Here is a 26,346-nt window from a genome sequence, read left to right on the forward strand (position 1 = left end):
ATCTGTTTTGGCAGGTGGGGTTTTTTTATGGGTTTCGAGTGTAGGGGCTGAGTAGTACTGATCTTCGTAGAACCGCCGCCCAAGCCCCTGGGGCCAGGGGCTTGGGCGGCTCTAGAGGAACAATAGTCCATACCTTGCTGTTGTGTTGAGTTTTCAGGCTCAGGCCATTTTGTTGGCGCATTAAATAACTGGAGATGCCTATACCGTCTGGCACAGTTCCTCCAGTCCTTTACAATCGAACTATTGTTCACTTTGTTAGAGAGCCTGCGCCATGACTGATGATCAACGCGCTTTGCAAGCCAGTATCCGTGCGGAATTGGGGATCACGGATCATTTCGATGTTCAGCAGGAGATCGAACGCCGCGTCCGCTTTCTAAGTGACTATCTGCTGCGCACCAGCTGCCGTAGCCTGGTCCTGGGGATCAGCGGGGGCGTGGACTCCCTGGCGGCAGGGTGTCTCTCTCAGCGTGCTGTAGAGCAGGCACGTGAGCAAGGCCATCAAGCGCAATTTATCGCCGTGCGTTTGCCTTACGGTGAGCAGGCTGACGAGAAAGATGCCCAAGGTGGCCTGAAGGTCATCAATCCCGATCAGACCTTGGTCGTGAACGTGAAACCTGCATCGGATGCCATGCTGGAGCAATTGCTGGCCTCTGGCCTGAAATTCCGCGACGCGGCACAACAGGATTTTCTGATGGGCAATATCAAAGCCCGTCAGCGCATGGTGGCTCAGTACGCGATTGCTGGTGCGAATGGTGGTTTGGTGGTCGGTACAGACCACGCTGCCGAAGCCTTGATGGGTTTCTTCACTAAATTTGGTGACGGCGCTGCCGACATCACCCCCTTGGCGGGCTTGAACAAACGCCGTGTGCGTGCCATGGCTAGTGCGATGGGTGCCGCTGACGCCTTGGTGTTCAAAGTTCCCACCGCCGATCTGGAAAGCCTCAGCCCCTTGAAGCCGGATGAAGATGCCTTTGGCATCAGCTACGACCAGATTGATGATTTTCTGGAAGGCAAGGCCATTGATGATGAAGCCACGCAGATCATCATCAAGACTTTCCATGCTTCGGCGCATAAGCGTGCATTGCCGGTGGCACCCTGAGCATGAGCACCAAACCAGCCGAGAGCAATGTCAAAACTGCTCTGCGTGTTATCGAGATCATCGAACTGTTTGCTCGAGAGACACGCCCTTTAGCGCTTTCTGAAATGGCTCGATTGCTGGATGCGCCTGTATCCAGCTGCCTGGCTTTGCTGCGCACGTTGTCTCGGCAGGGTTATATCTACGAGACGGGGCGTCGGCAAGGTTATTACCCGACAGGTCGTTTACTGGCGATGGCCCAGCGTATTTCTCAAGCAGACCCGATTCTGGAAAAAGTACGCCCCAGCCTGGAAGAGCTGCGTAACACTACGCAGGAAACCGTTGTGTTTGGCAAGCTGGATCTGGATAAGAAAGTGGTCTATGTAGAGGTGATTTCTTCCCCACATCCCATCCGCTATGTGGCGGTGGCAGGAACTCAGCGCCACGTTCATGCCAACTCTATCGGTAAAGCGTTGTTGTCCCAGATGACGCTGGAAGAGCGCGCCCAGCTTTTGGGTGATGGGCCTTTGGAAGCCTTTACGAACAAGACTCTGACCAGCCTGGACAGTTTGAATGCTGACTTGGAAACCTCTGCGCAGCGCGGTTGGTATGGCAATATGGGCGAGTCCATGTCGGATGTGGGCGGTATTGCGTGGCCGATCCGGCTGTCAGGCGGCAGTTACGCCATTTCGATTGCAGGTCCTGTTTATCGTATTGAACAGAACCTGCAAAGTTACGCGGAGCGCCTGCGTGTCGCTTGCCGTTTTATTGAAGAGGACTAGAAGGCGGCTCAATAGGACTTGGGCAGCCCCAGCACTTTTTCCGCTATATAGCACATGATTAATTGCGGGCTGACAGGAGCCAGACGCGGAATAAAGCTTTCGCGCAGATAGCGCTCTACATGGTATTCCTTGGCGTAACCCATGCCTCCCAGGGTCTGAATGGCGGTCTGACAAGACTGAAAACCGGCTTCGGCGGCCAGGTATTTAGCGGCGTTGGCGTACTCCCCACAGGGCTTGCCAGCATCGTATAAAGCCGCAGCCTTCAAAGTGACCAAGTCGGCGGCTTCCAGTTGCATCCAGGCCTGAGCCAGCGGGTGTTGTATCCCTTGATTTTGTCCGATCGGCCGCCCGAACACATGCCGTTCCTTGGCGTAGATGGTGGCTTTCTCCAGGGCGGCTCTGCCTAGCCCAATGGCCTCGGAGGCGATCAGAATTCGCTCGGGATTTAGCCCGTGCAACAGATAGCTAAAGCCTTTGCCTTCTTCGCCAATACGATCTTCGACAGGAATACGCAGCCCGTCGATAAATAGCATGTTCGAATCCACCGCATGGCGTCCCATCTTGTCGATATGACGCACTTCGATGGTGCTGCGATCCAGGTCTGTATAGAACAGAGATAGGCCGTCCGTTGGCTTTTTGACTTCTGATAGCGCGGTCGTGCGAGCCAGTATCAGGATTTTGTTGGCAACTTGAGCCGTGGAAATCCAGATCTTGCGACCATGCACCTGATAATGGTCACCCTGCAAAACAGCACGGGTTTCCAGCTTGCTGGTATCCAGTCCGGAGTTGGGTTCGGTGACACCGAAGCAGGCTTTGTCTTTGCCTTGAATTAACGGTAGCAGAAAGCGGGCGCGTTGCTCATCGTTGCCAAACACCACGACCGGATTCAGACCAAAAATATTCATATGCACGGCAGAGGCGCCTGAAAACCCGGCGCCTGTACGGGAGATGGTGTGCATCATCAAGGCGGCTTCCATCATGCCCAGGCCCGCCCCACCGTATTGTTCTGGCATGGCAATGCCTAACCATCCCCCGTCCGCCAAAGCTTTATGAAAGTCATGGGGATAGACTCCATCCTGGTCACGGGCCAGCCAGTACTCGTCATCAAACTGTTGGCAAACTGACTCAATAGCCTGCACCAAGGCGCGTTGATCTTCGCTTAATTCGATATTCATACAATCTGTTCTCGGGGTGAGGGGTGAACGCTGGCCAGCATGGCCTGTATGTCTTGCTCGCTGTAGCCCAGCTCGGCCAGAACCTGGGCGGTGTGTTCTCCCAGACTCGGTGCATGGCGTCGAATGCTTAGAGGTGTGCGGGAGTACTTGCCCAAGGGAGAGGGGGTCCAGATAGGGCCCTCGGTCGGGTGATCCATATGCTGTAGATGCTTTACCGCTTGTAGGTGCTCGTCATCGATCAGTTGTTCGATGGAGTACAAGGGGGCGGCCGGGATGTCGACCTGACGCAAGGCGTGGAGCCAATAAGCCGTGTCTTTTTGCTTGATCTGTGAGGCCACAAAGTCATAGACCTCGCCGATATGAATGGCGCGGGCCGAGTGCGAGCTGAAACGTGGGTCCTGTTGCAGTTCGGGTTGACCAATCAGGGAGAAGAAATTGGTCCAATGCTTGTCGTTGTAGATCAACAGCACCAGAAAACCGTCACTGGTTTGATAGGGCTTGCGCTCTTTAGCCAGCAGGCGGGCATAGCCGGTGGGACCCAGTGCAGGCTCAAAAGAGTGGCCGCCCAGATGATCGCCCAGCACAAAATGCGCCATTGCTTCGAACATGGGGATTTCAATGGCCTGGCCTTGGCCACTTTGGCGTGCCTCAATGACACCAGCCAGTACCGCTACGGCCACATGCAGACCTACTGTGCGATCACATAGGGTCAACGGCGTATAGCGAGGTACATCACCGGATTGCTGCTGGTAGAGATGGCCTAGCCCCGTCATGCCCTGGATCAGGTCATCGTAGGCAGGACGTCCGGCGTAGGGGCCATCTTCCCCGAAGCCATAGGCGCCGACATACACAATAGCCGGGTTAGCAGCGGCGACGCGCTCGTAATCCAGGCCCAGGCGTGCCATGGCAGCCGGGCGCAGGTTGTAGAGCAGCACATCGGATTCCCGGATCAGCTGCAGGCAGGCCTCTTGACCGGCCGGGGTTTTCAAATCCAGAACCACAGATCGTTTATTGCGGTTCAGATGGAGAAACAGGGCGCCCATAGCCGCGTTGCGCATGGGGCCGACTGCTCGCATGGTGTCTCCACTGGGGGACTCCACCTTGATCACGTCAGCCCCCAGATCGGCCAGAATCTGCGTGGCAAAGGGCCCCATCACCACCGAGCTTAAATCCAGAATACGGATACCGCTCAATGGACCCACATTGTCCTTCTTGTGTTCAGTCATGGTTGGTGTCCACGCAATTACTGAGGGCCGAGATTGGCGTCATTAATCAGTTTTCCCCACAGCACGTACTGTTCTTGAACAAACTGGGCGAACTCCTCGGGCGGGCCACTAAAGGCATCAAAACCTAGCTGGGCCAGCTTCTGGCGCACGGCTTCGTCCTGAACAATTTCATTGATTGTGCGGTTGAGCAGCTGCACGCGCTCCGGGTCCATCCCCGCCGGGCCGAAAAATCCATTCCAGGAAGTAATGTCAAAGTCAGACAGGCCAGCTTCTTCCATGGCGGGCAGATCGGGCAGCAAGGCGCTGCGTTTGGCGGTGGACACGGCCAGGGCTTTCAGGCGACCACTATTGATAAAAGCCAGCCCAGAGGTGACATCGGTAAACATGAAGTCCACTTGCCCGGCAGTCAGGTCGGTCAGCGCTTGCGGGGTGCCTTTGTACGGAACATGCAGCGCTTTCATGCCTGCCTGCAGATCCAGAGTGCCGCCTGCCACAATGCCGGTGCTGTTGCCAGAGGCGTAAGTAATCTGACCGGGGTTGGCTTTGGCGTATTGCAGCAGTTGCTCAACGGTTTGGTAGGGACGATCGGGATTCGTCACCAGAATAAAGGGCAGGTTGCCACCACGGGCAATGGGCGTGAAATCCTTGATCGGGTCGTAGGGCACATTTTTCATCAACCACGGCGCAGCAGAATGCGACGTATTGGTGGTGATGAACAGGGTGTAGCCATCAGGGGCGGCCCGTTTTACGTAGTTGGCTGCAATCGTGGCATTCGCACCTGGGCGGTTTTCAACAATGATGGTCTGGCCTACCCGCTTGCCCATCTCTTCCGCAAAGATCCGACCGACGGCATCGGTGCCTGAGCCAGCCGGAAAAGGCACGATCAAGGTAATGGCTCGTTCCGGATACTGAGCCCAGGCATTGCCCCCCATCAGCAGCATGGCAGCGCCACATGCCAGTACGGCCTTGCAGCGTGAACGTAGCGAAAGCAAAAGATTGTTTTTTTTGAAATTCATGGCGGTCTCCTCAGGGTGGAAGGCAGGGCGCGCTAGCCCAAACCAGCAAGCACGTGGATCAGCGGATAACCCGATCGGGGTGTTCTTCGTAGGGCGGCGAGTAAATCACCAGCAGCTGAGCGGGTTCATCGCTGGTGACGGTGAAAACGTGCTTTTTGTCAGGGGGGAGATAACAGCACTCGCCTGCTTTCATCTGACCGCGTTCGCCATCAACCTCCACATCGGCAGTGCCGCTGAGCAGATAACAGACCTGCTCGATTCCAGGATGCGCATGGGGAAGAGCGCCCTGGTTCTTTTCAATCACACCCAAAAGCACCTCCACATGCTTGGCACCGACATTGGCCTGACTGATCAGGCGACGATTCACGGTGCCCGTGTGGTTGGCGGGAGAGTACGCAACGGCGTCTTCGGGACTAACAATCCAAGATGGTTTTTTCATTTCTAAATTTCCTGTGTGAGAAAAATATTTTACGTATGTGAAAAATTAAAAAAACTGGGGTTTACCTGTGGATGATTGATTGGGAGGGTTTAAAGAAAAAAAGAAGCAGCAGATCGCGCCTGAACTGCAGTCAGGTCCGCAAAGTAGAAGGACTGGGAGAGGGGGAAAGGGGAGCTCTAGCGTGTTGAGCTGAGCAGCAAGAAAGGCCTGAGAGTTGCCGTGGACATACAAACTTGGCTGGCAGGCGTTGGAGATAACTTTTTTCTAGGCCTTTAGTTGCACGAGGAGGATACTTGGTGGGCGATGCAGATCATGTAGCTGAGCCTTAGGGCCTTGGCTTAGCTCCAACGCCGAATAGATCAGTGCGATGTCAATTCTGGTTTGAGCAGAAAGACCGGGTTTGCTTAAAGCGGGTTTGCCGTATCAAACGCCTCGCTCAGCTTCTTGTAAGAAACGGGTATTCCTCGGGCTGTGATCATGCTATCGTCAAAAAACTTTCGGGCACCGACCCATGCCCAGACCAATAGACAAGAGGGTCTCCACCGTTTATGCAACCCGTCTTACCCGCATTTCTAATCGCTCGCTGGCTATTGCTGCTATTGCTGGCCGCAGGCGTCTACTTTTTAAAGGGATTTCTGGTCCCTGTTCTGGCCGCGCTGATCATAGGCCTGGCCGGTTGGCCCTTATATAAACGGCTGGTCGTACGCTGCAATGGCCGCACCGCACTGGCGGCCACATTGGCCTTGCTGGTCGTCATCGTGGTCCTGGTTGTGCCTTTGTCCCTGGCTCTGTCCTTTGCGATCCAGGAAGCAAGCAGCTTCATTACCTGGGCGCTGGCCGCCAACCGCTACGGCACTCCTACTCCGGAATGGATCAAAGCCATGCCCCTGATGGGCGAGCGCTTGACCGAGTATTGGCAAGTCTATTTAGGCGAGCCCCACGCGCTGGGCGAGCTGGTCGAGATGGTTAGCGGCCAGCACCTGGGTAATATTTATCGCATGGTCCTGTCCGCTACCGGCAACGTTTTTCACCTGCTGCTGACCGTGTTGTTCATGCTGATCACGCTGTTCTTCATCTTTAAAGATGGCGACAGGCTGTTGGTGCAATTGGATATTGTTGGCGAGCGAGTTTTGCCAGGCCGCTGGCAGCGTTTCTCCCGGGTTGTGCCTGCTACTGTTAACTCCACCGTTACCGGGATGGGCTTGATCGCCTTGGGTGAGGGCGTGGTTTTGGGTATTGCCTATTGGATTGCAGGAGTTCCATCGCCCGTGCTCTTGGGTGTGATCACCGGCTTTATGGCGTTGATCCCTGGTGGTGCTCCCCTGTCATTCACGATGGTGTCCTTGTATTTAATAGGCTCTGGTCACCTGGTGGCTGGCGTGAGCTTGTTCCTGTGGGGCGCTATCGAACTGTTCATCGTTGATAAAACCCTCCGACCACGTTTGGTCGGTGGCCCGGTGAAACTGCCGTTCCTGCCTACGTTCTTTGGTTTGGTTGGCGGTGTGCAAACAATGGGCATCGTGGGCTTGTTTATCGGCCCGGTCCTGATGGCCTTGTTGGTTGCGATCTGGAGAGAATGGATTCGTAACGGGCAGGCTGTGGCAGGGGACTAAGGACCCCATACTTAGAACAAAAAGATTGAGCAGGCCAGGACGGTGTACCTGGCCTGTGTCTTATTTGGAATCCAGGTTTGAGTATGGCCAAAAGTGGTGTGGGTTCCTGCCTGCCGAGAACCGTCCGTTAATGCTTAAGCAGTTGTGACAAAGCAGGCGGAAAACTGAGCTTCAGACGGACTTTAGGCGGGAATGTTTTCAGTACCAGGCTAAATTTAAAAAAATTGCTGTGGCACTTGCCAAAACCCCCAGGAATCTGCGTATAATAACAATCTTTCCTTCCAAGCCTGGATTCCCAGGTTGCCATACCTAGCCCGGGTGGTGAAATTGGTAGACGCAGGGGACTCAAAATCCCCCGCCGCAAGGCGTGCCGGTTCGATTCCGGCCCCGGGCACCATCAACAATCTTCTTCCTGCTTAAGTAACTAGAAGATTCCGCAATACAAATCCCGCATCCGGGAACCTCGGCTCTACCCCATAAGCGGGGGATGCGCATTCACTAGACACGGTTGATCACACCGCTCCACCCGCACTGAGCCAAGACTGGCTCTACCCCATAAGCGGGGGATGCGCATTCACTAGACACGGTTGATCACACCGCTCCACCCGCACTGAGCCAAGACTCTCATGCGGTAATTCTCAAAGTTCCTGAACCCATACGCACGGCGTGAGAGCATTTCCATCTTGGTGTGGAAGCCTTCAGTAATGCCGTTGGACTTGGTGAATCGCCACATCCTGACGATGGGTTCGAGCCATGATTTTAATGTGGCGGCCAGCGCCCTGGCCGGGCTCTGCTCAAACTGCTCAATCAACGCCAGGAATTGGGGCATCATCTTTTGAGCCCTCTTTCTTTTCAAGCTCTTCATCACCAAGAATCCATTTAACTGCTGCTTGGCGAAGTACAGCGCCCGCAGCACCGGCTCCTGAGCCAAGTACTGATGCAGATTCTCCTTCTGCATGGCGGTCAGCTTCCAATGGTGACGGCGCATCAGGCTGAGCAACCCCCGGTTCTTGCGGCCCTGGGGGTCATACTGCTGCCACAGCTTCAGGAAGTGCTGGTTCACCAGGCGCACGACATGGAAACGGTCAGCCACGATGATGGCATTGGGGAAGTACTGCTGAGCGATCCGGCGATACGTCTCGGACAGATCCATCACGATCACCCGCACATTCTCCTTACCCGGCAAGCGTTTCAAATAGCTGCGCAAACTCGCCTCTGAGCGGCCCAACACGACATCGAATACTTTGTGATTCTTCAGGTCGACCAGCGTGGTGGCGTAACCGCGTTTGCGAGTGAAGAAGTGTTCATCAATCCCAAGCACCTGCGGGCAGCTGCGCCCAGAGAGCTCCGACACGCGTCGCTTGATGAACGACTGATACCAGCGCTCCACCGTCGCACTACCGACGCGGTGCGTATGGGTCAGCTTGCGCTGACTCACGCCACCCTCGTGGGCCTCAAAGACCTCCAACCGATACGTCTCGGTCGAACGTAGCCGGGGCAGAATCCCGGCGAAACGGTGGCGAAAATACCGGTTGCAGTCGGTGCAGTGGTACTTGGGAACGCGCAGGTGCAGCACGACCAGCTTATTGCCCTGTCGCGTGTGCTTGAGCGTGCGTTGATGAGTCGCCTTGATGCGCACTTGGTTGCCTGCGCAATGCAAGCAGGCGGGCCGCTTACGCGGCCGCGCCCATACATGAATATCCTTTGTTCGTTTGACAGCCTGGACCACCAGCCCAGGGATCCCTAGGATAGAATCGATTGGGGACATCGGCATTGCTTCCGTTAGACAGGTTCTTCGCAAAAACAAGTCTAGCGAATGTCGATCGTCCCCCTTTTATGATGTAGAGCCTCATCGCATTCGTCGTCTCTACAACTGTGCTTAGTCAGTGCTGTCCACTCTCCGTACAAGTCTTCTCCTAAGACGTGCCGCTTGTGTAAGCACACGATGCCACAGAAGAAAAATCCATCCCCCATAAGGACAATCAGCGCACAAACTGCAATAACCCTTATCACCCGCATCTTCCCAAACCACTTGTAAGTGACAGTAAAAATTAAAAGCCCCTAGAAAAACTGGGGTTGTTCGCTTTGCCTGTTTGTACTGATGAAGTGGATGACACCCAGTCAGGGCTCCCCCTTAGAAAAAGGGAAGGGGGATCACCACAATACTGAAAACGATAACGGAGACACAATGGTTCTAAAGATGCCGATATTGGCAGGCGGGCTGCTGGCCGCTTTGCTGGGAATAGGGTCAACTGCCCACGCTCAATCCAATGTGCAGCTGTACGGTCTGGTGGATGCCTGGACGGGAGTACACAAGCCTGTAGGAGGCAACAAGCGGGAAGGGACGGTAGGTGGGGGAGGGATGACAACCTCTTACTGGGGCTTGAAAGGCCAGGAGGAGTTGTCCAACGGTGTGCGCGCCGTGTTTGCCATGGAAGGGTTCTTCCGGCCAGAGACAGGTCAAGCGGGTCGGTTCAATGGCGACCCCATGTTCTCGCGTAGTGCCTATGTAGGCTTGCAAAGTGATGATGCAGGTACCTTGACGTTGGGGCGGCTGACTACGCCTTATTTCGTCTCCACCATTCTGTTTAACCCCTTTGGTGATTCCTATACCTTTTCTCCATCAGTGTTCCACACTTATTTAGGGATGCAAGGTCAGGGTGTATTGGGCGATTCGGGTTGGAGCAACGCAGTCAAGTACACCACGCCTGATTTCAATGGCCTCACGGCAAACCTGATCTATGGTTTCAGCAACGAGGCCAACAAATCCGGCTCCAATAAATGGGGTGGTAATGCGCTGTATTTCAATGGGGCTTTCTCTGCGACATTAGCGTATCAGCAGGTCAAGTTTGATAATCAGGCTGACGACTTGGACAACATTGTTGCGGGCTTTCGTCATCAGCGGGCGACACAGTTGGGTATGGCTTACGACTTTGACTTTGCCAAGGTTTTTGCTCAGTTTCAGTACGTGAAAAATACGATTACCAGTGGCGATATCACGATGAAGGGCGGGCAGTTTGGCGTGTCTGTCCCCATGGGCGGCGGCAAGGTGCTGGCTTCGTATGGCCATACGCGTAGTAGTGGGGCCAGTGAGGTCAAGCGCAACAGCTGGGCCTTGGGCTACGACTACGAGCTTTCTAAACGTACGGATGTCTATGCTGCGTATTACAGCGACAAACTGACTGATTTGTCGCGTGGCGATACGTTTGGTGTGGGTATACGCACACGCTTCTAAACGGTTCACTGTAGTAGAAGGCAAGCAGACGACATGCCCGTAGACGTGTCGTCTGCTTTTTTTTGCTTAATCTGGCAAAAATCCGCCACCCCTGGCCGCAGGATGGTAGAGCCATTGCCCGGTAGGCGTCTAACTTGTAGTCAGGCTCGCAGACAAGACGAGCGAATGATTGACTACAAGGAGACGTTTTGATGACAAACCCCAACTCATCCCTCGATTCGACCACCGCGGGTTTTCTTCCTGAATATGGCCATTTCATTGATGGCACCTGGGTCGCGGGTGATAGTGGCAAAACCATACCGTTAGGCAACCCGGCTACAGGGGAAACTCTGGCGCATATTGCTGCAGGTAATGCCGCTGATGCCAAGCGGGCGGTTGATGCGGCTGCCCGTGCTTTCCCATCCTGGTCTCGTACACCGCCTGCGGCACGTCAGGAAATTCTTTACGAGATCACCCGTCGCTTGAAGGCGCGGGCACACCATTTCGCACTGATGGATACGCTTAACAACGGCAAACCGATCAGCGAATCCACGCACTTCGACATGCCCATGGCGATCGAGCAGTTTGCGATTTTCTCCGGCACGCCCTGGCAGTTGCACGGGGAAGCGGTACATCACACTTCCTCCCTGGGTACAGACTCTATCGGCATCATCCATCGCGAGCCCTTAGGCGTGGTGGTGCAAATCATTCCCTGGAATGTGCCCATGATCATGCTGGCCACCAAGATCGCTCCTGCCTTGGCGGCTGGCAACACGGTGGTGCTTAAACCTTCTGAAATCGTGTGTTTGTCGGTGCTGGAGTTTGCCAGAGAGATGGCTGATCTGCTGCCTCCCGGTGTGCTCAATATTGTGACGGGCTACGGCCCTGATTTGGGCGAGACGCTGGTGACGGATCCTCGTGTGCGCAAGGTCGGTTTTACGGGCTCCCGCCCTACGGCCAGAAAGCTGATGCAGTACGCCTCGACCAATATCATCCCCCAGACAATGGAGCTGGGTGGCAAGTCCGCGAATATTGTCTGTGAAGATGCAGACCTGGATGCAGCAGCTGAAGGTGCTGCCATGTCCACCATTCTGAACAAAGGGGAGGTGTGCCTGGCAGGCTCGCGTCTGTTCGTGCATGAGAAGGTTCGCGATGAGTTTCTTGAAAAGCTCCAGCGGATTCTTGCCGGTATTCGTATTGGGGACCCGCAGTCGCCGGACACCCAACTGGGTCCGCAGGCGTCGCAAATGCAAATGGACAAGATCATGGGCTATTTACAGGAAGGCCCACGTGAAGGTGCGTCGGTTTTATGTGGGGGTGGTCGTGCCCATGTACCGGGTTTTGAGAAGGGCTTGTTTGTGCAGCCCACCGTATTCACGGATGTGAAGAACACCATGAAGATTGCGCAGGAAGAGATCTTTGGGCCCGTGACCAGCGTGTTGACCTGGAAAGATGACGACGAGGTAATGCGCCTGGCCAATGCCTCGATTTATGGTCTGGGTGGAGGTGTTTGGACGTCCAATTTGGCACGGGCGCACCGCATGGCGTGCGAGCTGGAAACCGGCACCGTTTGGGTGAACCGCTACTACAACTTCCTGGGTGGCATGCCGATTGGCGGCTACAAGCAAAGTGGCTTTGGGCGGGAATTTGCGCATGAGGTGCTGAACCATTACACGCTGACCAAGAGTGTGATTGTGGATCTTCAGCCTGGGGCTTTGGGGATTTTTGGGGCGCAGCGCTAGCCGTGGCGCAAAGGAGATTCCCATGTCTTTATTCCTGGGTCGGTCTGCAGCGACCAGTGTGACTGCCTTGCTGCTTGCTTTGAACAGCCCCTTGGCAGGGGCGACTGAGGGTGGCGGTTCGGTTTATCCCTTTGGAGCCGAGAACTTTTTGACGGGTGTATTGCCGCCGCCCGGTTTTTACAGCCTGTTCTACGGGCAGGTGTATTCGGCGAACAAAGTGCGTGGCAATGATGGGCAAGATGCATCACCACCGGATTTCAGCTTGAAGGCCAATGCGCTGGTTAGCCGCTTTGTCTGGGTCACGCCTCAGAAGGCTCTGGGTGGTGATGTATTGCTCAGTGCCATTGTTCCTTTGGTGAACCTGCATGTTTCCGCTGCGGGTAGAAGCCAGACCAGAACGGGGCTGGGTGACATTACTTTGTCGTCTGGCATTGGTTGGCACTTTAGCGAGCGTTTTCATGTCATTGGGGCGCTGGATGTATTTGCACCCACCGGGGGCTACAGCAAAAGCAATCTCGCCAATATCGGACGTAATTACTGGTCTTACGGGCCAGTCGTGGCAGCTAGCTGGGTGGATCCTAAAGGCTTGAATGCAGACGTCAAAGTTGGCTACCTGTTCAATCAAAAAAACCGCAGCACCGCTTATACGTCCGGCAATGAGTTGTACGCAGACTATTCATTGGGATGGTCGGTTTCGCCTGAATGGGCTCTGGGTGTCGGTGGCTATGCCACCGTTCAGACAACAGATGACAAGCAGGGCGGGCAGACGATCAGTGGCAGCCGTCATCGGGCGTTTGCTGTGGGGCCTAGCATCAAGTACGCCAGCAGCAAGGGCTGGTTTGTGACGGCAAAGTGGCAACAGGAAATGGCGGTTCGCAATGGGCCGCAGGGTCATGCTTTCTGGATTCGGGCAGCGTTCCCGCTCTAAGTGATCCAGGCTGTATTTCCATTATTTAAATGAAAGGAGACATCATGAATAACACCCATGAAGGACGGGTAGCAGTAGTAACGGGCGCTGGGCGAGGTATTGGACGTGAAGTTGGTGTCCGCTTGGCTGAGCGTGGTGCGCAATTGGTTTTGATCGATCTTGAAACTCCAACGGAAACTCAAGCCATGATTGGTGGTGATCCACTGGTTTTGACGGGGGACGTCAGTGATCCCAAGGCTTGGGCGGGTTTTGCGCAAGCTGTCGAACAACGATACGGCCGGGCGGACATTGTGGTGAACAATGCCGGTATCTATCCCTTTGCGACCTTTGATGAGCTGGATTTTGAGCTCTGGTCACGTACCTTGCGTGTGAACCTGGATTCGCATTTTCATTCGGCCAAGGCGTTTGTGCCTTTGATGCGCAAGAACCAGTGGGGGCGGTTTGTGAATTTTTCCTCGAACTCGATTGGTACTCCGCTGGCGGGTCTAAGCCACTACATGGCGGCCAAGATGGGAGTGATCGGTTTTGTACGAGGCTTGTCGAATGAATTGGCGGAAGACGGTATTACCGTTAACGCGATTTTGCCGGCGTTGACACAAACTCCTGGCACCCGAGGTCTGCCAGAAGAAATGGCCCGCAGCGTGTGGCAGCAACAGGCGATCAAGCGTTTTGCGACACCTGAAGATATCGTCGGCCCTATTCTCTTCTTGACTAGCGATGATGGTGCTTTTGTGACGGGGCAGGCTCTGGCCGTCGATGGCGGGATGTACAAGATTTCTTAAATCCGTCTCTTGTACTACACAGTCCCATCGTGAGCCCGTGCGCGGGTTTGCGATGGGCTTTCTGCGTAACGGCGCCGGTATTGTTGATTAAAAGAGCTCAGGTGGCTGAAACCATGTTGCAGAGCCAGGGCTGCAATGGATTGGGTAGAGCTGGCGGTGTTGAGCAGCTCTTCGTGGACTTTCTGTAGACGTAGTTCGTTCAGGTGCTGCATGGGCGTAGTTTGTCGAAACTGCTGGAAAGCGCGTGAAAGCGAGCGAATACTGCAATTGGCCTCGTCCGCAATTTGGGCCAGGGTCAAAGCCTGCTCAAAATGGGCTTCCATGAAGTCGATCGCCAGGCGTAGTTGTTTTGGGGTGATGTTGGTGATGGGCGAGCGCAAGGCATCGGAGTAGTTATGCGCCTGTATGTCCAGCAATGTCAGCGTCAGCATTTCCTCTATGCTGGGCGCCAGTGATGTGCGCAAGGCCATATCGCTGTCATTCAAAGTGCTCACCACAAAGTCGAGCAACATCAACCAGCGCCGTAGTGCCTCTGGGTCCGTCATTTGAGTGTTGAATCGCAAGGCTTGCTGGCCTTGGCGTTGCATCAGACGCCAGCACACTGCAGACACACGCCGAGAATCCAACTGGACCTTAAGAACCTCTCCAGCAGGGGTGTAGTGAAAGCGTGGCTGATCGGCCGCAACACTTAAAGCGGTTGTTCCCGGCCCGCCGCCATATCGTGTGTGGTGTGTCGCCAGTTCGGTGTGGCCTTTCATCGTTGTCGTGATCAAGAGGCAAGAGTCCAGATCTTCCGGCTCGATCTCGATGTCGCGCCCAAACGTCAAGGTGGATAGCGTGACGGCACCCGATACGGCGCTATGCAGCACGATGGGGGACGTTGTGTCGGTCGTGGCGTGGCGAACTCGATAAGAACAATACCGCCGTGAAATGGCTGCCTGGGCGGCTGGAAGGTCCTGAACGTAGAGTTCAAGAAAGCGCTCGTTGAGCCGGAGCGAAGGGGAGATGGGCATGTTTGAGCCTACCCTAAGAAGAACACCGGGGTTTGACGAAATTATGAATTCATTGACAATAGTGTCAATAAATGGAAACCCGATGTCTTCAGCACGCAGCGACGTGAACCCTGAGTTCTGTGGACATCTCCGGAGTTACTGTGGTGCTGCCAAGTCCCCATCTTGCACAGCGACCAGTAATAATACAGATCGTGTACTGACCTTAAGCATAAAAACGATGAAAAAGACCATGGCGAAGTCTCGCCCGACACGCAGTGATATTCAGCGCCAGGCCATTTTGGATGCGGCCTCTTTGTTGTTCATTGAAAAGGGCTTTGGAGGCACGAACTTCAATGATATTGCTGATGCAGTTGGCATGACGCGAACGGCGCTGTATTACTACTTTCGCAGCAAGGAAGCGATGCTGGAGAGTTTGACGACAGCCGTCACCAAGCGGGCAGGGGACTTGATTGCAGAGGTCATTCAGCAAGAAGACCTTTCCCCGGATGAAGCCTTGCGGCAGCTGATTTTGCATCATGCCGGGCTGGTGCTTCAGCATCCCTTGCAGTTTCGAGTGGCAGAGCGCAGTGAAAGCAGCTTGCCGGAAGAACTACGCAAGGAGGCGCAAGCCTCGCGCCGTGCGGTGCGTAGAGGTTTTGTGGCGGTGATTGAGCGCGGTATTGCAGAGGGAATGTTCAGGACAGTAGATGCGGATATCGCCGCGTTTTCCATAATTGGCATGTGTAACTGGTGCGCCTGGTGGTTTGATAGCCGGGCGGGCAAGCCCACAGAGCCTATTGCTGAACTGATTGCATCCTTTGGCCTGCGGATGTTGAGCCGTACTGATGCCGGCTCGGAGACTGCCAATAATAATCAGGAAATAGATCTGGCGATGGCACAGATGCGCGACGCCATGGAAAAACTGACGGATAGTCTGGAGCGCCGCTAAGTCCCACTAACTCTTGGGTTTTTGACAGTGCTGTCAGCGTACACAACTCAGTATTAACACCTAAGTCAAATTATTGACGTTAGTGTCGAATAAAAATAATATTGACCTAAATCAATGTTATGGGTTGTGCCCTGCACATAGCACTATGAACCGTCATTCCAACTCTACCGCTCAGCCTACCGCCGGTTTCTTGAATACCGACTGGAACCCCCGTGATGTCCCTGCGGGCACCATCACGAGAAATGTTGTGTTGCGCACGGCCGACCAAGCGGCCACGGGTGGCTCTTTATATGCTCCAGCGCAAGGGGCCGATACGGTGGTGTGCATCATGCATCCCCGTGAATTCATGGCCTGTCACTATCTGATTCCCGATATCGTCGGGGCTGGCTACGCTGCCTGGTCGCAATCGCCACGCTCGGTTGGCAACGATTTGCGGCTGGAGCACGAGTTCGCTTTGCATGATGTGGCCGCTGGCCTGCAATATCTGCGTTCAGCGGGTTTCAAACGCATCATCTTGTTGGGGAATTCGGGCGGCGCGGGCTTGTATGCCCTGTATGCCCAGCAATCGGCTTTGCCAGCAGAGCAGCGCATTGCGCGCACGCCAGCCGGGCGGCCCACGAACCTGGCAGATCTGGATATGCCTGCGGTAGACGGGGTGGTGCTGATAGGCCCGCATCCCGGTCAAGGGATGTTATTGCTTAACTGTATTGACCCTAGCGTGCGGGATGAGAGCGATCCCCTGTCTATTGATCCTATGCTGGACCCCTTGTCTCCCGAAAATGGATATGCAGAAAAGGGTCAGGCCCGTTATAGCGCCCAGTTTATTGAACGCTATCGCGCCGCACAGCGTGACCGTGTCGCTCGTATTGATCACCACGCTCGTGAACTGATCGCGCGTCGTCAACAAGCACGTCAGCGTGTCAAGGAGGCGGGGGCGCAGGCCAGTCAGGAGGATCGTCGTCTGGCCGCGCATACCCCCATTATCAATGTGTGGCGCACGGACGCCGACTTACGCTGCTTCGATTTGTCGCAAGACAGTTCGGATCGAAAGCCGGGGTCCCTGTGGGGAGCGAATCCGTATGCGTCGAATTACGGAGCGGTTGGCTTTGCTCGCCAGTGCACCCCGGAAAGTTGGCTGTCTACCTGGTCCGCCTTGTCATCCAACGCTTCTTTGCTCAAGACGGCTCCCGATATTTCAGCGCCCGTTCTGGTGATTGAATACACCGGGGATCAGGCCTGTTTCCCCAGCGATGTGCAAGGCATTGTGGCGGCCTTAGGGGCGTCCGATAAGCAGCATTTACGGGTTCGAGGTGATCACCATGGCAGAGCGTTGACAGAGGCCGAAGAACCGGGGCGCCTGGAGGCGGGACGCTTGCTGGCGCAATGGTTGCTTGAACACTTTCCACGCTAGTGCCTCACTAGCCCTGACCTGATAGCGCACACAGGCGCTATTTCATCCCATTCCAGATACATCCTGTTCATAAGGAGGGCTAGCTATGCCTGAACGTAATCTTCCCCGTCTGACCTTACTCGGTGTGGACCATACTGCTCGCCCTACGTGGCGGTTGCGTGAAACGGTAGAGTTCTATCGCGACAAATTGGGTTTGCCATTGGTGCATGTGATCTCGGCACGTGGCTGGGGGCCAACGACTCATCCTGATTTTCTGCATTTTTTCTTTGATAGTGGCAATGGCAGCACTATTGCGTTTTTCTACTACCTTGGGTCTCAAGAGCCAGCAGGAATGCGTACTCGCGCAGCGGCTCGTCCTTTGCCCGATGATCATGAGGCAGATGCCACTCATACCGCCTGGCTGGTGGACGGTCCTCAAGAGCTGCGTGCCTGGAAAGAGCGTCTGGAAGCGCAGAACCTGGACGTTTCCGTGGAAACCCGCCATGAAGTGATCGAGTCGATTTATGTGCGCGATCCTAATGGTTATTTCGTGGAGTTCACGCATAAGTTGCGCCCATTGACGCAGTTGGATGCTCTGGATGCGCAGATTACGCTGGAGGCGGCCATGGCCTTGGAGGATCAGGCCTTCGCCAAGGGGCGGTTACTGACTGATATTGATGTGGTCTGGAATCAAAAAGCCCAACTGGTTGGCCAGCATGAGCAAGCAGAAAACGCAGCGGTACGTGTGTTTGTACCTCGAGTCGACGAGTTTTCTTCCTTGATCCGTTCTGCTGAGCAGCATCCAGATTGCAAGGTCCTGGCGGGCAAGGATTACGACATTATCCAGGCCAGCGGCCCGATTGAGTTTGAGCGCAAAGCCCTGGGACTGAAACCGGCGCTTTGGTATGGCATGTTCACCGGCGGTTTGCATGGCCGTATCGAGCGCTTTGACCGAGACATCGTGCGCCTGGTGCCGTTGCAGGGCTAGTCAGGGCAGGAGGAGACAAATGAACAATATCAATTATCCCATCGACGGCGTTGTTTACCCCAGTGCTGAACGTGCACAGGCCGCCTTGGCCAGTGGCTCATGGATTGCCAGCACGGTGGGCGATGCCTTGCGCCATACGGCCCGTCAGTACCCGGAACGAATGGCCTTCATCAGTGATGAGCGCAGCGTGAGCTTTGCGGATCTGGATCAGGACAGTGAGCGACTGGCTGCGGCTTTGCTGAAGCTGGGTCTGAATCCGGGTGATCGTGCCATCTTTCAGCTTGGTACCACGGTAGAGACGGTGATTGTCTTGTTGGCGTGTTTCAAGGCAGGCATTGTCCCGGTGTGTTCCTTGCCTCAGCATCGGGAAATCGAGATAGGTCAGTTAGCGGAACAATCCCAGGCGCGCGGCTACTTTGTGCAGGCTGATTTCTCGCCCAATTTTGACTTGTTGTCTTTTGCTAAAAGCATGGTGGAGCGTCACGCATCACTACAGCATCTGATTCTGGTGCGAGGCCAGAGTACCGGCACGCCTGACATGCAGCAACTGATAGCCAGTGTCTCTTTTGAGGAAGCCAAACAGAAACTGGCGCAGGTCAAATTGGGGCTGTCCGACGTCTTAAGTTTCCAGCTCTCGGGTGGAACAACAGGCGTGCCCAAAATTATTCCGCGCTTTCATGCTGAATATTTGGGGCATTCTGCAGGCTGGTGTCGCCGCTATCAGATTGATGCTGATAGCCGGATTATCTGGTCGCTGCCTTTAATTCACAATGCCGGCTCGCTCTATGCCTTGATCCCGCCCGTTTTACTGGGGACCACGGTGGTCTTGATGCCCAGGGTGGATATCAAGCGCATGCTGGATCTGATTGCCGAGCATCGTGTTACCCATGCCTTGTCGATTGGGCCGATTGCTCCACAACTGATGGCTTATCCAGATATCGCCAGCCATGACCTGTCGTCCTTGAAGCTGTTTTCCACGATGAGTCGCGCTGACTCCCTGGAAAAGCATCTGGGCCTGCCTTGTTCCAACTTGTACGGCATTACGGAGGGGCTGCTCCTGGGCTCTCCGGCGGATGCTCCGGATACTGTGCGCCACGCAACCCAGGGTAGTTCAGGCTGTGCTGATGATGAGATCCGTTTGTTCAAGCCGACTTTGGATGAGTTATCACCGGAGGGTGAGGTAGGCGAGCTGTGTTTTCGTGGGCCGTCCAGCCTTACGGGCTACTTCGCGAATCCAGAGGCTAATGAACGCTCCTTTACCCGTGATGGCTTTTATCGCACCGGGGACATGGTCAAAGCCCATCGTATCGATGGTGTCTTGTACTACTCCTTTGAAGGCCGCCTGCACGATAACGTGAATCGGGGCGGAGAAAAAATTGGCTGTGAAGAGGTGGAAGCCCATGTCAGTCAGCATCCCGCCGTGTCCGATGCAAAACTGGTCGCCATGCCGGATCCTTTTTATGGTGAAAAGGCCTGCGTATTTATTATTCCTCGTCCTGGCCATCAGGCACCGGACGTCAAGGAGTTGGCGCAATTCCTGATTGGTCGAGGGTTGGCGAAATACAAGTGCCCGGAGCGTGTAGAGAGTTTGGAGGAGTTCCCCCTGACACGTGTCGGCAAGGTAGATAAACCGGCCATGAAGCGACGTATTGCCCAGATGCTGGAGCGGGAGGCGCCTGAATCATGAGTGCCACTATGACTCCATTGGAATACGTGCTTCACCAACGTCCTCTTGTAGTGCGCCGCCGGGTGCGTTGGGGGGAGTGTGACCCCGCAGGCGTGGTCTATACCGCTACGTTCTCCGACTATGTCATTGCAGCGGCCGAGCTGTTTTATGGCGAGTTGTTCGGCACCACGCCACAACAGGGCAAGAGCGAGCAGGGGTTCGGGACACCCACCCGCGCCTTGTCATTCGACTTCCTGCGTTCGCTGCGTCCGGATGAAGAGTTTGACATGGCCGTTCATGTGCTGGAGGTCAGAACCCGAACCTATGTTCTGCAGATCGTCGCTACCACTACGCAAGGGGAACCCGTCTTTACAGCACAGCTGACGCCTGTCTGTGTGCAACGCCCTGAACGTCAATCCATTCCTGTTCCAGAGAGTTTTCGCGAGGCATTGCTGACTTATCAGCGTGAGTGCAATGACTCCTTCTCTCGCCCACTGAATAAGGCCGCATCATGAAAATTACGATTATTGGCGCTGGCCCAGCAGGCCTGTACTTCGCTTTGCTTGCCAAAAAGCACATGCCCTCGCATGAAATCCAGGTATTCGAGCAAAACCCAGAAGGCGCGACCTATGGTTGGGGAGTCGTATTCTCTGACATCGGCCTGTCGTTTCTGCAAAAGGCTGACCCGGATTTCTATCAAGAGTTCATCGCCCATCATGAGCGCTGCGACTATATGGAAATCGTGCATCAGTCTTGTCATGTGCAAGTGCATGGCAATCATTTTTCGCGCACATCGCGTATCGACATGCTGCGTGTATTGCAGCAAGCCTGTCAGCGGGAGGGCATTCAGATTCACTACGAACAGCGTATTGAGGATGTTCGCAAGCTCGCTGCCGAGTGTGATGTGCTGATCGCTGCGGATGGTGGCAACAGTGCCGTGCGCACGCAAATGGCCGAGCACTTTCGCCCCAGTTTTACCCGCCGCCGTAACAAGTTTGCCTGGTATGGCACGCATCAGCGTTTTCATCCTGTCACGCTGATTTTCCGTGACACTCCTTATGGCGTATTCATTGCCCATAGCTACCAATACAGCCCGGAATTGTCGACTTTCCTGGTCGAGGTTGATCCTGAAACCTGGGAACGTGCAGGTTTACACGAGGCCAGTGAAGAGGAAAGCCGCCGCTTCTGCGTCGAGGTGTTTCGCACGGAGCTGGGCAGCAATGAGCTGCTGAGCAATCGATCCTTGTGGTTCGAGGCCAATATTGTCAGTAACGAGAACTGGTATCACGACAATGTGGTGTTGCTGGGTGATGCCCTGCGTACCGTGCATTTCTCGCTGGGGTCTGGAACACGCATGGCCATGCAGGATGCGATTGCCTTGCACCAAGGCCTGGTGGCTCATCCAGGGGATATTCAGGCTGCATTTGCCGCTTTCCGTGCTGCGCGGGACACCTCATCGAGCAGCTTCCAGCAGTCGGCCAGCTTGAGCCTGGATTGGTACGAGAACGTGGCCGACAAAATGCATCTGGATCCCGTCGCTTTTGCCTATGACTACATGCGCCGCACCGGCAAAGTTAGCCACGAGGACTTGCAGCAGCGCGACCCCTTGTTCACCGCCGCCTATGAAGCATTGCATTTGACGCAATAAGGACTTCTCTCATGACTACGAAAATTATCAACGTGGTGGACACGATTGATCGCAGCCGCTTGGGCAGACTGCAGTATTTCGTGCTTGGCCTATGTATGCTCAGCTTGATTATTGATGGCTTTGATGTTCAGGCAATGGGCTATGTCGCACCGGCGATCATCAAACAATGGGGGATTGCCAAAGCAGATCTTGGTCCGGTGTTTGGGGCGGGTTTGATGGGAATGGCGATTGGTGCCTTGACCCTGGGGCCAGTAGCAGACCGGATCGGTCGCCGCCCCGTGCTGATCGGCTCCATGTTTTGCCTATCCGTGTGCATGTTGGCCACAGCGTATGCCAGCTCAATCAATGAGTTGCTGGTACTGCGTTTTCTGACCGGACTTAGCATGGGTACCATCATTCCCAATGCAGTGGCCTTGGCTGGGGAGTTCAGCCCAGCTCGGGTACGGGTCACCCTGATGATGATCACCTCATCGGGTTTTATTGTGGGAGGGGCAGTAGGGGGAGCCATTGCTGCGGCTGTCATCCCAGTTTATGGCTGGTCATTTGTATTTATTGCGGGTGCGGTAGCACCTTTGCTGCTGGCGATTGTGATGTTGGTTTCCATGCCGGAATCCCTGCAGTTTCTGGCCATGCAGCGCAATCGGGTACAGCAAATCCGCCGGACCCTTGCACGCATTGATCCGCAGCTGGACATGCCCGCGGATAGTACCTTTTCCATACCGGAGAAAAAGCAGTCGGGTGTGCCCTTCATGCACTTGTTTCGTGACGGCCTGGGAACCGGAACAATCCTGCTTTGGGTCGTGAACTTCATGAATCTGCTGGCTGCCTACTTCCTGGCAAATTGGCTGCCGGTCATCATGAGTGAAGCTGGGCATTCCACCTCACAAGCCGTGCTCGCCGGGACGTTTTTCTGGTTGGGGGGGATGGTCGGGAATCTCTTGCTGGGCTGGTGTGTAGATCGCCGAGGTTTTGGTCCCACGTTGACGCTGACGTTTATCGGCGCTGCATTGACGATCGCCGTGATCGGCCAGGTTGCGGCATCCATGTCGATGGCAGGGCTGGTGATTGCTGCCGCCGGTTTTTGTGTCCTGGGTGGGCAGACCGCTTTGAATGCGTTGGCAGCGGTGTATTACCCGACCTCAGTACGTTCCACAGGCATGGGGTGGGCGATGGGCATAGGGCGGTTCGGTTCTATTTTTGGCCCGGTGATTGGAGGGGAGCTGATGCGTTTCAACTGGAGTACATCCAACCTTTTCATTGCCGCTGCAGTGCCTGCCGTGATCGCACTGTTTGCTGTGTTGGCATTTTGGCGACTGGGCAGCCTGCCTGCCACGGCAAGGTCAGTGGCCAGCTTGAAACCTAGTGCGTCCTGAGCTTGCGTGGATCAATGCCTGTGTTTGGCAAAACACAGGCATTGTTTAGCTCAAAACCCTTATAAATTCGCCCACTACCCGATAGCGATAGTCGGCGTCTTCATGGATTTCAATCGCTTCAAACGTAAGTTGGGTAGAGCGGGGTTTCAATAAAATCTTTTTATGCTCCCAGCCCTCTGCCGTCTGGGTTTTGATGCTTTCATACTCTTTGACGGTGAATCTTGAGCCATCGTTGCTATCTTGAGCTGACAAGCACTCCACCAGAACAATCTTGCCATTTCGGCTTCCGCCTGGATCCTGACGGAAAAGGCAGAGCGAGTCGCTCGGTATGATCTTGTTCATGGATTCGCCCACGACCCGGCAAGCGAACATATCCTGCTTCGCCTCCATCCCTTGGGGCAGGCCTATCCATTCCTTGTCTTCTACGTGTTGCAATTCACTGAAGCTGCCAGCTGCGGCTTGCAGGTCATAGAAGGGAACGGCATTGACCCAGGGCACCAACGTTGGTGCTGGTAAGAACTCCTGGGTTGGGGGAGCTTGGTAGCGGGGGATATGTTGCTTTAGATAAGCCCGCAGCGCCGGGTCGCAGGCATAGACGTAAGTACCTTTGATGCCCCGAAGCATGATGGTTTTGTAGATATTGAGGATGTATTGCTTCAGTTCCTCGGTGCTTTTAATGGTTTGCTTGCCGTTTCGGTCCAGATAGTTTTTCTCGTTGATCGTGATCTGATCCGTGGCGGCGTCGTAGCCAATTTCTGTTCCGAAAATGATGCCGGTGTAATTCAGGTCGTATCCCTGGGTGGTGTGAATACAACCAACCTCACCTTCTGCCCCGGTTGTGTTAATCCAGTCCGTATTGGTTCGATTCCAACGCAGTTTTACATTGTCTATTTCAATATCGTGAAGCTTGGAGTCTTTTTTCGAATGCCATGGCCAGGCATATCCGGCAACCAGGCGTGCCAAACCGTAGGTTTGGTTTTTCTGTTCAATGACTTGAACAAGATCAGCGATGTTTTCAAAGAGCAAAAAGTCATATTTTTTTGAATGATATTGCTCTTGGGCTGCAAGCTGGATGTTCAGAAGCCTGTCGATGAAGTCGACATAGTCCTGGCCTGCTTGGACACGAAACTGAGAAGTCAGTGTCATGACTCTAGAGTCAGGTGATTGCTTGATCTTTTGAAAGTCTGCCGCGTTGGCATCCGATGGTTTGATGGACTGATCGGGGTCGTAGAAAAAAATGGCCTTTTTAGCCTGTTGGGTCACCCAATCCACTTCGCTGCAGCTGTCTTTATCCAAACCCAAATCGGTGCAGACCTTGTCGAATATTCCGTAGTACGAACCCAGATTGACTCGTTTGCGTAGTCGATGGGACTCGTCCACCAGAACGATATCGTAAGTTTCCTGAGCCAGTTTTGACGGACTGATCACCATGTCAGGACGCAGACCAGCTACATTTTTGAATGCCCGCTTCAAGGTGGCTCGGAATGAAGCCATAGGCACTACCAAGGCCATCCGGGGGGTAGGGAAACGCTGTTTTAGCTGGCTGAGAAGTTCACGTAGCTCGTTTTCCTCTTCGGAAAACTCCTGAAGATTCAGTTCCGCTTCATCGGTATGGATCAGCTTGAACAGGAAAATAGCGAGAACTGATTTTCCGGTACCCGCCCCGCCTTGAACGACCAGATGGCGCAGATTGTCATTGAGCAGAGCGCGCATCATTTCCACCAGGCTTTGACGCTGGTCGAAAGATAGCGCTTTGTATGGGGAATATTTAAAAACGTCGGAGTTATCAATCGACTCTAACGAATGCCTGGCGATGCCTTGGCCACGGAGTTTGTCCCACGTCTCACGAAAGATCTGAGTGTAGACCTCATCTCTTTGGTAATAGTTGTGATCGGACAGGCCCAAATTGCCATTGAGCAATTCGAAGCAACCATCTGCTGCCATGTATTTGATCAACGCTGATTCAATATCTAGCGTAGCGGACTTGTTAAAGCGTGAGCTGCTGATCAAATGGGCGGTAGTGAGCATTTTCTTATGCTCATGCTGCAGATGCGTATTCAGACGGGTCAGCGCACTGCTTGTTTCACCTACATAGGCTCGGCGTTTGGCTCCGTCACTGAGGATATAAACCAAAGGCCAGTTACCGACGGCATAAGCGTTATTTCTTATGTCCGCCAAAGCCGCTGGTGAAAACGAATATTGGTTTATTTCTACAAGATGTGGCTGACTCATGGCTCTGGAGTAATGATCTTTATTCTCTGGTAGGTTTTGCTCAGTTCTTATCCGTTTGGCATGGTTTGTAAATCATAGCCTATTGGGTGGAAGAGGCCTTAGTATCTGTTTGTCTTGACTCAGGCAGGGGCTAACAGCAAAGGCTTGGCGAGAAATGTGGTGTGTTTTCTGAGGGATGGAAAAGAAAATGCCCCAAAAAGGGGCATGTTTCTAGCGTTCTATGCAGATATTTTTCGAATCAGGCTTGGCCCGCTTTTTTCAGCGGGTCTAGCCGTCCATTTGTGTTGACCTCAATCCCAAACCGGCGCCAACCCTTCCGGATCAACCAAACGCTCCCCACGATCCAGCTCTGCAATCTTCTGCAAATCCTCCGCATCCAGCTTCAGCTCGTTAGCCTTCAGGTTGCTTTCCAGATTCGCTCGTTTAGTTGACGAAGGTATCACCGAAAAACCTTGATGTATCGCCCAGGCCAGTGCCACTTGGGCCGCAGTCGCTCCATGTTTAGCTGCGATCTCCTGCAATACCGAGTCCTGCACCGCTTTGCCGTAAGCCAAGGTCATGTAGGATGTCAGATGCACGCCTTTCTCCCGAGCGAAGGCTGCTAACTTGGCATTTTGCAGGTAGGGGCTGATTTCTACCTGGTTGGTGGCGATGTTTTCTGCGCCAATGGCGTTGATGGCTTCGTCCAGCAGGGCGATGTTGAAGTTGGACACGCCGATCTGACGGGTCAGACCTTGCTCGCGTGCTTGCAGCAAGGCTTGGAGCGATTCTTTTAAAGGCACAGCGCCTTGTGGCGAAGGCCAGTGGATCAAGGTCAGGTCTACATGGTCGGTGCGCAGTTTCTCCAGGCTGGCTTTCAGGCTGGGGATCAATTGGTCGGCAGACAGCTTGTCGATCCAGATTTTGGTGGTGACGAACAGTTGGTCGCGAGGGACGCCGGACTCGGCAATGGCCTGGCCAACTTCGGCTTCGTTTTCGTAGATCTGGGCGGTATCAACGGCGCGGTAGCCGACTTCCAGGGCGTTGCGTACCGAATCAATGGCCGCTTGCTCTTTCAGGCGGAAGGTGCCGGCGCCGATTTGTGGGATAGACATAGTGGTAACTCCATTTGAGTAA

22 protein-coding genes and 1 tRNA gene are annotated in these 26,346 nt (G+C 54.5%); 15 read left to right on the forward strand and 8 right to left on the reverse strand.

Annotated elements, in window-relative coordinates; translation table 11 throughout:
* Window positions 1–271: 271 nt before the first annotated feature.
* Together nadE and CPY64_RS00925 are read left to right on the forward strand one after the other, a co-directional pair.
* The gene (gene nadE / locus CPY64_RS00920) at window positions 272–1,099 is read left to right on the forward strand and encodes an ammonia-dependent NAD(+) synthetase (RefSeq protein WP_042488067.1); all 828 of its coding nucleotides are present in this window, start codon (window positions 272–274) and stop codon (window positions 1,097–1,099) included.
* Between the two features lie 2 nt (window positions 1,100–1,101).
* Complete coding sequence (locus tag CPY64_RS00925) at window positions 1,102–1,857, forward strand: IclR family transcriptional regulator (RefSeq protein WP_042488065.1); 756 nt, start codon at window positions 1,102–1,104, stop codon at window positions 1,855–1,857.
* Window positions 1,858–1,865: 8 nt separating this feature from the next.
* On the opposite strand, the gene CPY64_RS00930 is transcribed toward CPY64_RS00925, so the two are convergent.
* The 4 genes from CPY64_RS00930 to CPY64_RS00945 are packed head-to-tail and all read right to left on the reverse strand — an operon-like array spanning window position 1,866 to window position 5,713.
* Window positions 1,866–3,032: an acyl-CoA dehydrogenase family protein gene (locus tag CPY64_RS00930; RefSeq protein WP_042488062.1), complete on the reverse strand. Its 1,167-nt coding sequence runs from the start codon at window positions 3,030–3,032 to the stop codon at window positions 1,866–1,868.
* A complete protein-coding gene (locus CPY64_RS00935; protein ID WP_042488060.1) occupies window positions 3,029–4,258 on the reverse strand; it encodes a CaiB/BaiF CoA transferase family protein in 1,230 nt (409 codons plus the stop codon). Before CPY64_RS00935 ends, CPY64_RS00930 begins: the two co-directional genes overlap by 4 nt.
* 17 nt (window positions 4,259–4,275) lie before the next feature.
* On the reverse strand, window positions 4,276–5,274 hold the full coding sequence (locus CPY64_RS00940; protein WP_042488057.1) for a Bug family tripartite tricarboxylate transporter substrate binding protein: 999 nt from the start codon (window positions 5,272–5,274) through the stop codon (window positions 4,276–4,278).
* A 58-nt stretch (window positions 5,275–5,332) separates the two neighbouring features.
* On the reverse strand, window positions 5,333–5,713 hold the full coding sequence (locus tag CPY64_RS00945; protein ID WP_026484142.1) for a cupin domain-containing protein: 381 nt from the start codon (window positions 5,711–5,713) through the stop codon (window positions 5,333–5,335).
* Window positions 5,714–6,261: 548 nt separating this feature from the next.
* On the opposite strand from CPY64_RS00945, the gene CPY64_RS00950 reads away from it, so the two are divergent.
* Both CPY64_RS00950 and CPY64_RS00955 read left to right on the forward strand, forming a co-directional pair.
* Window positions 6,262–7,326, forward strand: a complete 1,065-nt coding sequence (locus CPY64_RS00950; RefSeq protein ID WP_035275006.1) for an AI-2E family transporter — start codon at window positions 6,262–6,264, stop codon at window positions 7,324–7,326.
* A gap of 312 nt (window positions 7,327–7,638) precedes the next feature.
* Window positions 7,639–7,723, forward strand: a tRNA-Leu gene (locus CPY64_RS00955).
* 180 nt (window positions 7,724–7,903) lie between these two features.
* Here CPY64_RS00955 and CPY64_RS00960 read toward each other — a convergent pair.
* Window positions 7,904–9,100: an ISL3 family transposase gene (locus CPY64_RS00960; RefSeq protein ID WP_317905975.1), complete on the reverse strand. Its 1,197-nt coding sequence runs from the start codon at window positions 9,098–9,100 to the stop codon at window positions 7,904–7,906.
* A 414-nt stretch (window positions 9,101–9,514) separates the two neighbouring features.
* On the opposite strand from CPY64_RS00960, the gene CPY64_RS00965 reads away from it, so the two are divergent.
* The 4 genes from CPY64_RS00965 to CPY64_RS00980 all read left to right on the forward strand — a co-directional run bounded on the left by CPY64_RS00965 (window position 9,515) and on the right by CPY64_RS00980 (window position 13,992).
* A complete protein-coding gene (locus CPY64_RS00965; protein WP_042482606.1) occupies window positions 9,515–10,561 on the forward strand; it encodes a porin in 1,047 nt (348 codons plus the stop codon).
* Window positions 10,562–10,752: 191 nt separating this feature from the next.
* On the forward strand, window positions 10,753–12,282 hold the full coding sequence (locus CPY64_RS00970; RefSeq protein ID WP_042482609.1) for an aldehyde dehydrogenase family protein: 1,530 nt from the start codon (window positions 10,753–10,755) through the stop codon (window positions 12,280–12,282).
* A gap of 22 nt (window positions 12,283–12,304) precedes the next feature.
* Window positions 12,305–13,210, forward strand: a complete 906-nt coding sequence (locus CPY64_RS00975; protein WP_042482611.1) for a SphA family protein — start codon at window positions 12,305–12,307, stop codon at window positions 13,208–13,210.
* Between the two features lie 44 nt (window positions 13,211–13,254).
* Window positions 13,255–13,992, forward strand: coding sequence for an SDR family NAD(P)-dependent oxidoreductase (locus CPY64_RS00980; protein WP_096917371.1), 738 nt, complete (start codon window positions 13,255–13,257; stop codon window positions 13,990–13,992).
* 14 nt (window positions 13,993–14,006) lie between these two features.
* Here CPY64_RS00980 and CPY64_RS00985 read toward each other — a convergent pair whose 3' ends face one another.
* Entirely contained in the window at window positions 14,007–15,005 is a 999-nt protein-coding gene (locus CPY64_RS00985) for an AraC family transcriptional regulator (RefSeq protein WP_042482618.1), read from the reverse strand.
* Here CPY64_RS00985 and CPY64_RS00990 point away from each other — a divergent pair.
* From CPY64_RS00990 to CPY64_RS01020, 7 genes are all read left to right on the forward strand, one after another.
* A complete protein-coding gene (locus CPY64_RS00990) occupies window positions 15,004–15,933 on the forward strand; it encodes a TetR/AcrR family transcriptional regulator (RefSeq protein WP_226791461.1) in 930 nt (309 codons plus the stop codon). The two genes, CPY64_RS00985 and CPY64_RS00990, sit on opposite strands and share 2 nt — an antisense overlap.
* Window positions 15,934–16,078: 145 nt before the next feature.
* Entirely contained in the window at window positions 16,079–17,344 is a 1,266-nt protein-coding gene (locus tag CPY64_RS00995; protein WP_042482624.1) for an alpha/beta fold hydrolase, read from the forward strand.
* Between the two features lie 85 nt (window positions 17,345–17,429).
* Window positions 17,430–18,311, forward strand: coding sequence for a VOC family protein (locus tag CPY64_RS01000; RefSeq protein ID WP_042482626.1), 882 nt, complete (start codon window positions 17,430–17,432; stop codon window positions 18,309–18,311).
* Window positions 18,312–18,330: 19 nt separating this feature from the next.
* Complete coding sequence (locus CPY64_RS01005; RefSeq protein ID WP_042482629.1) at window positions 18,331–19,998, forward strand: AMP-binding protein; 1,668 nt, start codon at window positions 18,331–18,333, stop codon at window positions 19,996–19,998.
* Window positions 19,999–20,006: 8 nt separating this feature from the next.
* Entirely contained in the window at window positions 20,007–20,492 is a 486-nt protein-coding gene (locus CPY64_RS01010; protein ID WP_171902907.1) for an acyl-CoA thioesterase, read from the forward strand.
* Complete coding sequence (locus tag CPY64_RS01015; protein ID WP_042482635.1) at window positions 20,489–21,625, forward strand: FAD-dependent monooxygenase; 1,137 nt, start codon at window positions 20,489–20,491, stop codon at window positions 21,623–21,625. Before CPY64_RS01010 ends, CPY64_RS01015 begins: the two co-directional genes overlap by 4 nt.
* An 11-nt stretch (window positions 21,626–21,636) precedes the next feature.
* On the forward strand, window positions 21,637–22,998 hold the full coding sequence (locus tag CPY64_RS01020) for an MFS transporter (RefSeq protein ID WP_042482637.1): 1,362 nt from the start codon (window positions 21,637–21,639) through the stop codon (window positions 22,996–22,998).
* A 45-nt stretch (window positions 22,999–23,043) separates the two neighbouring features.
* Here the strand turns inward: CPY64_RS01020 and CPY64_RS01025 are convergent, their stop codons facing one another.
* Together CPY64_RS01025 and dkgB are read right to left on the reverse strand one after the other, a co-directional pair.
* Window positions 23,044–25,230 (reverse strand): DNA/RNA helicase domain-containing protein, encoded by a 2,187-nt coding sequence (locus CPY64_RS01025; RefSeq protein WP_042482638.1) that lies wholly within the window; start codon window positions 25,228–25,230, stop codon window positions 23,044–23,046.
* Window positions 25,231–25,520: 290 nt separating this feature from the next.
* The gene (gene dkgB, locus CPY64_RS01030; protein WP_042482641.1) at window positions 25,521–26,324 is read right to left on the reverse strand and encodes a 2,5-didehydrogluconate reductase DkgB; all 804 of its coding nucleotides are present in this window, start codon (window positions 26,322–26,324) and stop codon (window positions 25,521–25,523) included.
* Window positions 26,325–26,346: the final 22 nt, after the last annotated feature.

It is taken from the genome of Alcaligenes faecalis (assembly GCF_002443155.1).
GTDB classification, from domain to species: domain Bacteria; phylum Pseudomonadota; class Gammaproteobacteria; order Burkholderiales; family Burkholderiaceae_B; genus Alcaligenes; species Alcaligenes faecalis.

Coding starts and splice junctions, on each gene's coding strand:
- CPY64_RS00940 (WP_042488057.1), bottom strand. CDS start 5,274: ATGAATTTCAAAAAAAACAATCTTTTGCTTTCGCTACGTTCACGCTGC.
- CPY64_RS00970 (WP_042482609.1), top strand. CDS start 10,753: ATGACAAACCCCAACTCATCCCTCGATTCGACCACCGCGGGTTTTCTT.
- CPY64_RS01020 (WP_042482637.1), top strand. CDS start 21,637: ATGACTACGAAAATTATCAACGTGGTGGACACGATTGATCGCAGCCGC.
- CPY64_RS00935 (WP_042488060.1), bottom strand. CDS start 4,258: ATGACTGAACACAAGAAGGACAATGTGGGTCCATTGAGCGGTATCCGT.
- CPY64_RS00980 (WP_096917371.1), top strand. CDS start 13,255: ATGAATAACACCCATGAAGGACGGGTAGCAGTAGTAACGGGCGCTGGG.
- nadE (WP_042488067.1), top strand. CDS start 272: ATGACTGATGATCAACGCGCTTTGCAAGCCAGTATCCGTGCGGAATTG.
- CPY64_RS00925 (WP_042488065.1), top strand. CDS start 1,102: ATGAGCACCAAACCAGCCGAGAGCAATGTCAAAACTGCTCTGCGTGTT.
- CPY64_RS00975 (WP_042482611.1), top strand. CDS start 12,305: ATGTCTTTATTCCTGGGTCGGTCTGCAGCGACCAGTGTGACTGCCTTG.
- CPY64_RS00995 (WP_042482624.1), top strand. CDS start 16,079: ATGAACCGTCATTCCAACTCTACCGCTCAGCCTACCGCCGGTTTCTTG.
- CPY64_RS00985 (WP_042482618.1), bottom strand. CDS start 15,005: ATGCCCATCTCCCCTTCGCTCCGGCTCAACGAGCGCTTTCTTGAACTC.
- CPY64_RS01000 (WP_042482626.1), top strand. CDS start 17,430: ATGCCTGAACGTAATCTTCCCCGTCTGACCTTACTCGGTGTGGACCAT.
- CPY64_RS01025 (WP_042482638.1), bottom strand. CDS start 25,230: ATGAGTCAGCCACATCTTGTAGAAATAAACCAATATTCGTTTTCACCA.
- dkgB (WP_042482641.1), bottom strand. CDS start 26,324: ATGTCTATCCCACAAATCGGCGCCGGCACCTTCCGCCTGAAAGAGCAA.
- CPY64_RS00960 (WP_317905975.1), bottom strand. CDS start 9,100: ATGCCGATGTCCCCAATCGATTCTATCCTAGGGATCCCTGGGCTGGTG.
- CPY64_RS01005 (WP_042482629.1), top strand. CDS start 18,331: ATGAACAATATCAATTATCCCATCGACGGCGTTGTTTACCCCAGTGCT.
- CPY64_RS01010 (WP_171902907.1), top strand. CDS start 20,007: ATGACTCCATTGGAATACGTGCTTCACCAACGTCCTCTTGTAGTGCGC.
- CPY64_RS00930 (WP_042488062.1), bottom strand. CDS start 3,032: ATGAATATCGAATTAAGCGAAGATCAACGCGCCTTGGTGCAGGCTATT.
- CPY64_RS01015 (WP_042482635.1), top strand. CDS start 20,489: ATGAAAATTACGATTATTGGCGCTGGCCCAGCAGGCCTGTACTTCGCT.
- CPY64_RS00950 (WP_035275006.1), top strand. CDS start 6,262: ATGCAACCCGTCTTACCCGCATTTCTAATCGCTCGCTGGCTATTGCTG.
- CPY64_RS00965 (WP_042482606.1), top strand. CDS start 9,515: ATGGTTCTAAAGATGCCGATATTGGCAGGCGGGCTGCTGGCCGCTTTG.
- CPY64_RS00990 (WP_226791461.1), top strand. CDS start 15,004: ATGTTTGAGCCTACCCTAAGAAGAACACCGGGGTTTGACGAAATTATG.
- CPY64_RS00945 (WP_026484142.1), bottom strand. CDS start 5,713: ATGAAAAAACCATCTTGGATTGTTAGTCCCGAAGACGCCGTTGCGTAC.